General features: G+C 50.7%; 6 protein-coding genes and 1 riboswitch. All 6 genes read left to right on the plus strand.

Going from position 1 to position 6,479, the window contains the following annotated elements; genetic code table 11:
- The first annotated feature begins 49 nt into the window (after positions 1–49).
- Positions 50–1,252, plus strand: a complete 1,203-nt coding sequence (locus tag FT643_RS09560; protein ID WP_156871137.1) for an acyl-CoA dehydrogenase family protein — start codon at positions 50–52, stop codon at positions 1,250–1,252.
- Between the two features lie 44 nt (positions 1,253–1,296).
- On the plus strand, positions 1,297–1,986 hold the full coding sequence (locus FT643_RS09565) for a hypothetical protein (protein WP_156871138.1): 690 nt from the start codon (positions 1,297–1,299) through the stop codon (positions 1,984–1,986).
- A 70-nt stretch (positions 1,987–2,056) separates the two neighbouring features.
- Positions 2,057–2,794 (plus strand): carboxy-S-adenosyl-L-methionine synthase CmoA, encoded by a 738-nt coding sequence (gene cmoA / locus FT643_RS09570; RefSeq protein ID WP_156871139.1) that lies wholly within the window; start codon positions 2,057–2,059, stop codon positions 2,792–2,794.
- Positions 2,791–3,762: a tRNA 5-methoxyuridine(34)/uridine 5-oxyacetic acid(34) synthase CmoB gene (cmoB, locus tag FT643_RS09575; RefSeq protein ID WP_317621987.1), complete on the plus strand. Its 972-nt coding sequence runs from the start codon at positions 2,791–2,793 to the stop codon at positions 3,760–3,762. The genes cmoA and cmoB overlap by 4 nt, the downstream gene beginning before the upstream one ends.
- Before the next feature lie 109 nt (positions 3,763–3,871).
- A riboswitch (cobalamin riboswitch) is annotated at positions 3,872–4,075 on the plus strand.
- 203 nt (positions 4,076–4,278) lie between these two features.
- The gene (locus FT643_RS09580; RefSeq protein ID WP_156871141.1) at positions 4,279–6,135 is read left to right on the plus strand and encodes a TonB-dependent receptor domain-containing protein; all 1,857 of its coding nucleotides are present in this window, start codon (positions 4,279–4,281) and stop codon (positions 6,133–6,135) included.
- Between the two features lie 95 nt (positions 6,136–6,230).
- Positions 6,231–6,479 (plus strand): PLDc N-terminal domain-containing protein (locus tag FT643_RS09585; protein ID WP_198043442.1); only part of this gene is annotated, 249 nt, incomplete at its 3' end.

The following is a 6,479-nucleotide window of genomic DNA, read 5'->3' on the forward strand; positions in this document are numbered from 1 at the left end:
CTTTTATTGAACTGAAATTTTTGAACTGATTTTTTGTGCCGAGGGTACTATGGATTTTACGTTACCAGCTGAAATTGAGCAGTTAAGACTGAAAGTGCGCCACTTTGTGGAAAGCGAAGTGATGCCATTGGAAGCCGATAAGTCCCGCTTTGATGACCATGAGAACCTTTTGGAATCCGTTGTTGCGGAATTACGTCGCAAAGCCAAAGCTCAGGGTTTGTGGGGGTTCCAATTGCCGAAAAACCGCGGCGGCCTGGATCTGGGTGTTGTGGGCATGGCTGCGTTGTATGAAGAAGCAGCCCGTTCACCCTTTGGTCCGGTTGCTTTTAATTGCGCGCCGCCGGACGACGGCAATATGATTGTGTTAAATAAAATTCTTAAGACCGAAGCGCTGAAAGATCGGTGGTTGCAACCCATCATCGACGGCAAAGTGCGCTCTGCTTTCGCCATGACCGAACCGGACGGCGGCTGCGGTTCTGATCCCGGCCTGACATATACGCGCGCCGAAAAAGTCGGCGACAAATGGATCGTTAATGGACGCAAATGGTTTATTACCGGAGCCGAAGGCGCACAAACGTTTATCCTGATCGCCAAAACGTCCGACGATGAGCGAAAAGGACTGACGGCCTTTTTGTTCGACAAGGACCAGCCCGGATGGGAAATCATCCGCCGGATTCCGATTATGGGTCCGGAAGAACATGGAGGTCATTGCGAATTGCGATTTGATGGTCTGGAAATTCCGGATGAAAATCGTTTGCTGGAAGTGGGGGACGGCTTGAAAGTGACCCAGATTCGCCTGGGGACTGCGCGGCTGACGCATTGTATGCGCTGGCTTGGGCTCGCGAAACGCTGTATGGAGGTCGCAGCGCAGTACGTAGAAAACCGAATGAGTTTTGGCTCCACCTTGTCGCAACATGAAGGGGTGCAGTGGATGATGGGGGAGGTGGCAAAGGAAATTCATATCGGACGGCTACTGACAATGAACGCGGCCTGGAAACTGGATCAGGGGGATTTTGCCCGCAAAGAGATATCCATCGCCAAAATTCAGGTGGCTGATACGCTACACAAAGCCGCCGATACGGCCATACAGTTGTGCGGCGCACGGGGTTATTCTAAAGACACTATGATTGAATGGATTTACCGATACGCGCGACAGGCCAGATTGGTAGACGGTGCTTCGGAAATCCATAAAATGGTGTTGTCGAAATATTACCTGTCCGAGAAAGACGAATTTTTTAAATGGGGCACGTGATGCTTTTCAGGACACACCAATAATAACAAGCAAAGGAATTAACTATGCCTGAGAAATTTTATCTGGGTTTTGAATCTTCCAGGGATCTGGAAGGTGCAGCAGTGGAATTAATCGACCGACACAAACGCGGTGCCAAAGAAAGCCACATCCCTTTAATGGAAGATACCCTGGAGCTGTTTATTCCGGAAATGATGAACGCCTTTCTGGTGGGAACCGTGGATGCCATCGGCTTGAGCGGCATGGCTACCAAAGTGGTTCACTCCACGGCGGATGTCATCAGTAAAAGCTGCCGCATGCTGGTACCGCAATTGCTGAAAAAGAAAAGCAATCAGGAATTGGCGCCGATGGTGGGGTTTGTGGATGAGATTTATGTGCGACCGGAAGAGGCGGTCGACGGAAAAGCCCATACGGGGTGTGAAATAGACGAAACCACCTATCAGCGTATAAAGCGCGTTATCAGCGAAATCAGAGCCGGCAATATTGACGCGAATCGCAGTGAACTGACCGAGCTGATGAGCCTGACTGTGGATTTATTGCTGGACGGCATGATGAAGCGATCGGTGGGCCTGTTAAAACAGGGCTTTGTGGTACGCAAGATCGCTGACGGAGCGATAGCCACCTGCCAGGCTGCGGGCCATGGTGTGGTGAACAAAGTGTTCAAGAAACTGGATGACGATCAAATGGTGCGGCTGGTTAACTACTTCGATACCTTGCTCATCTCTGCCCAACGTTAAGCTCATTTGGATTTGAGGGTGGGGCGGGGTAGAATTCCGCCTTCGCCCGTTTCCGCTTTTGAGCCAACCCATGCCCAGCACCCCCCCCAAAGACGACCTGTTTGCTAAGCCGCTCTCCCACCTTGTGGATTTTGTATTCGATGAGCAGGTGGCAAGTGTATTCCCCGATATGATACGTCGTTCCGTGCCTGGTTATGAAACCGTAATCGCCATGTTGGGGGTGTTTGCCAGTCGTTTTGTTACACCAAACTCGCGTGTGTATGACCTGGGTTGTTCCCAAGGGGCTGCAACATTGGCGTTGCGCAGGCATATTCGCTGCGCCGGCGTGACTTTGGTGGCGGTGGATAACTCCCAGGCGATGATCGATCGTTGCCAAAGCAATGTTGCAGCGGATCTGGCGCCTGCCCCGGTGGAATTGCACTGTGAGGACGTTCAGCGTACACCGATCCAAAACGCCTCGCTGGTGACTTTAAACTACACTTTGCAGTTTGTGCCGTTAGCGCAACGGGATCAGCTTATCTCCGATATTTACCAAGGCATGTTGCCGGGTGCCGCCTTGGTGCTGTCTGAAAAAATACAGTGTGCAGACAGCATCGAGCAGGCGCGCGTCACGGATTGGCATCACGAATTCAAGCGTCTGAATGGCTACAGTGACCTCGAGATCAGTCAAAAGCGCCAGGCTATTGAAAATGTACTGGTCCCGGAAACGCTACAAGACCACCAGCAACGATTGCAATCCGCAGGATTTTCAGAAGCCTATTGCTGGTTTCAATGTTTTAATTTTGCTTCACTGGTGGCGATCAAATAATGGATTTTTCCGATTTTTTCCGGCACTGCTCCGACACGCCACTGGCACCCTGGATCACCCCGTTACGGCAGAATTTGCAACATTACGTGGTGCCGGATCGACACGGGGATTATGCCCGCTGGCAAGCGGCATTGGATCAACTTCCGGATTTAACGCCTTCGTCTGTTGCATTAAACCAAGCCGCGGTCAGCGCCGGCGCAGCGGGTGAATGCGATGCTCAAACCCGCCAACAGATAGAGCAGGCATTAATGGGATTGCACCCCTGGCGAAAAGGCCCGTTCGATATGTTTGGCGTGCACATCGACACCGAGTGGCATTCCGACTGGAAATGGGATCGTGTGATTCCCCATATACAACCACTGAAAAACCGCACCATTCTGGATATTGGTTGCGGAAGTGGCTACCACCTTTGGCGTATGCGTGGTGAGGGGGCTGCAATGACGGTGGGTGTTGACCCGTCCTTATTGTTTAACATGCAGTTCAAGGCCATTGAGCACTTTATCGGGAAGCACCCGGTGTTTCATCTGCCGATCGGAATAGAGCAGTTACCCAAAGCAATGCGCTGCTTTGACACGGTGTTTTCAATGGGGGTGTTATATCACCGCCGTTCCCCGTTCGATCATTTGATTGAGCTGCGGGATTTGTTACGGCCGGGCGGTGAGCTGGTGCTGGAGACTTTGGTAATCGACGGGGATGCCGGGCAGACGCTGGTGCCGGATGGTCGTTATGCCCGGATGGGCAATGTCTGGTTCATTCCGTCGGTGCCGACATTGATTCAGTGGATGCACAAAGTCCGTTTCAAGCAAGTTCGCTGTGTGGATGTCAGTGCCACGACGACAAAGGAGCAAAGATCCACCCGCTGGATGAATTTCCAATCGCTTGCGGATTTTCTTGACCCTGATGATCCGACAAAAACACGGGAAGGCTATCCCGGTCCGTTACGGGCGACGATTGTTGCTGAAGTCTAAAGTCGCCCACCGCTCATTTCGTTCACCGCTAACTTCGCTGAAAACCGGGCTGCTTTCCTAATCCGTTTTCGAAAGCGAACGTTAAGCCTTGACTAATGCTGAACAATATTTAGACTATGCCGCCGATGGTTCCTGCGAAGGATTAAATGGGAATACGGTGAAACACATCGCAATTACCGATGTGTGGAGTCCGTGGCTGTCCCCGCAACTGTAAGCGAAGAGTGCTTTTCACCCGCGGCCACTGGGAAACTGGGAAGGCCGAAAAGTGCAATGACACGCAAGCCAGGAGACCTGCCATCACGCAACTGCCCCTGTCGAATCTCCTGAATCGGCACAGCGTTGTGCTCGTCACCTACCAGTAACGGGTTTTTATTGGTGCGGATACCGTCATGGTGACGAAACCCAGGTGCTGCAGCCGAGGGTGGACTCACTTGCTTCCACGAATTCTTCGTGATGTGTTTGGTCTTTCCTCCCAGTGCAATTTTTTTTCTGTGTTTTGTATCATGAGGAAATTCCATGAAATTTCGACCTGTTTTCATTGCCGGTAGCACCCTGCTGCCGGTCGCTGCTGCCGTTGCGCAAGAAAATATGCAACTGGCCGAAGCCTTTGTACCGGGGCTTGGTGACGAGATCGTTGTCACTGCATCCCGTTCTGCACAAACAGTTAAAGAAACGTTAGCCTCCACCAGTGTGATTAATCGTGAGCAGATTGAACGTTCACAAGCCCGCAATGTGTATCAGATACTGAAAACGACCCCGGGCGTCTATGTGCGTCGTAACGGTGGGCGGGGAAACCAAACCACGGTCAGCTTAAGAGGGATGCCTACCGGTGGAACATTGATATTAATGGATGGCATTCGCCTTGAAAGTGGCACCAGTGGGACCACCAACCTGCAACAGATTAATGTTGACCAGATTGATCGTATTGAAATTGTGCGCGGCTCCAAATCCAGCCTTTATGGTTCCTCCGCGTTGGGCGGTGTCATTCAAATATTCAGTCGTAAAGGGGAAAAAGACGGCATTACGGTTTCTGTGGGCGCCGGTAGCGACAATACCCGCGACACCATGATCAGTGCCAGTGGTTCCACGCAAAGCGCGGTTTATAATGCAACAGTGTCATATTCAGAATCCGATGGTTACGATGTGCAGTATGGCGATGACACCCAGACCGGACCCAACACGTATCCGTTTGACGACGATAGCTATAGCAAGGGCGACTTCAGTTTTAGCGGCAGCAGTGATCTCACCGACAATGCAGAAATATTTGTGACGCTGAATCGCAGTGAGAACTCCGGTGAATTCGATGGCGGTATAAAACCCTACACGGATTCTGATGCCTCCATCGCGACTATCGGAGGGCAATACCGGTTCGAGAAAATTACCACAAAGTTGCAATACGGCCGTTACAAAGAAGATGCGTTGAGCGATGATTCAACCGATCCCCGCAACACCTTTAACTATGGCGAATTGCACAGCGTTTTGGATCAGACCATTTGGGAAAACGTATTCCAGATAAACGATAAGACCAAAATTAATTTTGGTGCGGAATATACGGTTAGCGATGCGGAATACATATTGGGATTCGGTCGTTACGATGCCGATGATCATGATCAGTTTTCCGGTTACCTGAATGCGCGGACGGAGTTGGGCGGGTTTGTTCTGGAAGCCGGCGTGCGCCACGACGATGACGATCAGTTTGGTAGTGAACTGACCGGTGACGCAGGAATTGGTTACTGGATTAATGAGCAGTTACGTATTTCTGCCACGGCCGGTAATGCGTTTAAGGCACCGAGTAATAACGATTTGTATTTTCCTGGCTACGGCGATCCTACTTTGTTGCCTGAGGAATCCAAAACGGCAGAGCTGGGACTGGATTTTTACCGCGATGACTCCGTTGCTTCATTGCATCTTTTCCAAACCAAAGCGGATAATCTGATCGCATATAACCCGGCTATATACGGCCCTGAAAATATAGCGGAGTCCAAGGTGACCGGCGTTGAATTTCAGTGGGGCACGGTGCTTTACGGGGTGAACACGGGTATTAGTATGACCTATCAGCGCCCGATCGATGAAGTAAGCAAAGAGGATCTTGCTTTAATTCCAAGTAAATTTGCCTCGCTTGATCTGGATAAAGACATCGGTAAAGGCAGTTTCGGTCTATCATGGTACGTGCAGAGTAAACAGCTGGATAATGCAGGTGAAGATATTGCCGGATACGGCACCTTGGCGTTGCGTGCCGGCTACCAATTAACGCCGGAAGTGAAATTGCGAGCTCGTATTGATAACGTGCTGGATAAAGACTATATCGAAATCACCGATTACAACACAGAAGGCCTGTTTGCTATGTTCTTCGTGGATTACACTCCAAATTAGTCTGCTTCCGGCTATGTCGGCCGGTTTTGCTAAAACATTGAATTCGTGTGACTGCCCCTGTAAAGTTTTGCCATCATGGAAAGGAGCACGAATTCATGTTCATTGAAAGCGCCGGCGCCCTGTCGAGCTTTTTAAGCACCGCTCTGGTGGTATTGCACTTTTGCTTTATCGTTGGGTTTTCGGTGCGTGTCATTTTAAAGCGCTCATCTGTGGGCGTTTCTCTGTCCTGGTTGTTGTTGCTTACATTGCTGCCTTATGTCGGGGTGGTGCTTTATCTGTTGTTCGGAGAGCGTTATCTGGGGATTCGTTACCGGCAACGTATGGCGTTATTGCTGGATTCATCC

This window comes from Ketobacter sp. MCCC 1A13808 (assembly GCF_009746715.1).
Lineage (GTDB): Bacteria > Pseudomonadota > Gammaproteobacteria > Pseudomonadales > Ketobacteraceae > Ketobacter.

What these genes read in the sequence shown, in the direction of transcription:
- FT643_RS09580 (WP_156871141.1), top strand. Translation starts at nt 4,279, where the DNA reads ATGAAATTTCGACCTGTTTTCATTGCCGGTAGCACCCTGCTGCCGGTC.
- FT643_RS09565 (WP_156871138.1), top strand. Translation starts at nt 1,297, where the DNA reads ATGCCTGAGAAATTTTATCTGGGTTTTGAATCTTCCAGGGATCTGGAA.
- FT643_RS09560 (WP_156871137.1), top strand. Translation starts at nt 50, where the DNA reads ATGGATTTTACGTTACCAGCTGAAATTGAGCAGTTAAGACTGAAAGTG.
- cmoA (WP_156871139.1), top strand. Translation starts at nt 2,057, where the DNA reads ATGCCCAGCACCCCCCCCAAAGACGACCTGTTTGCTAAGCCGCTCTCC.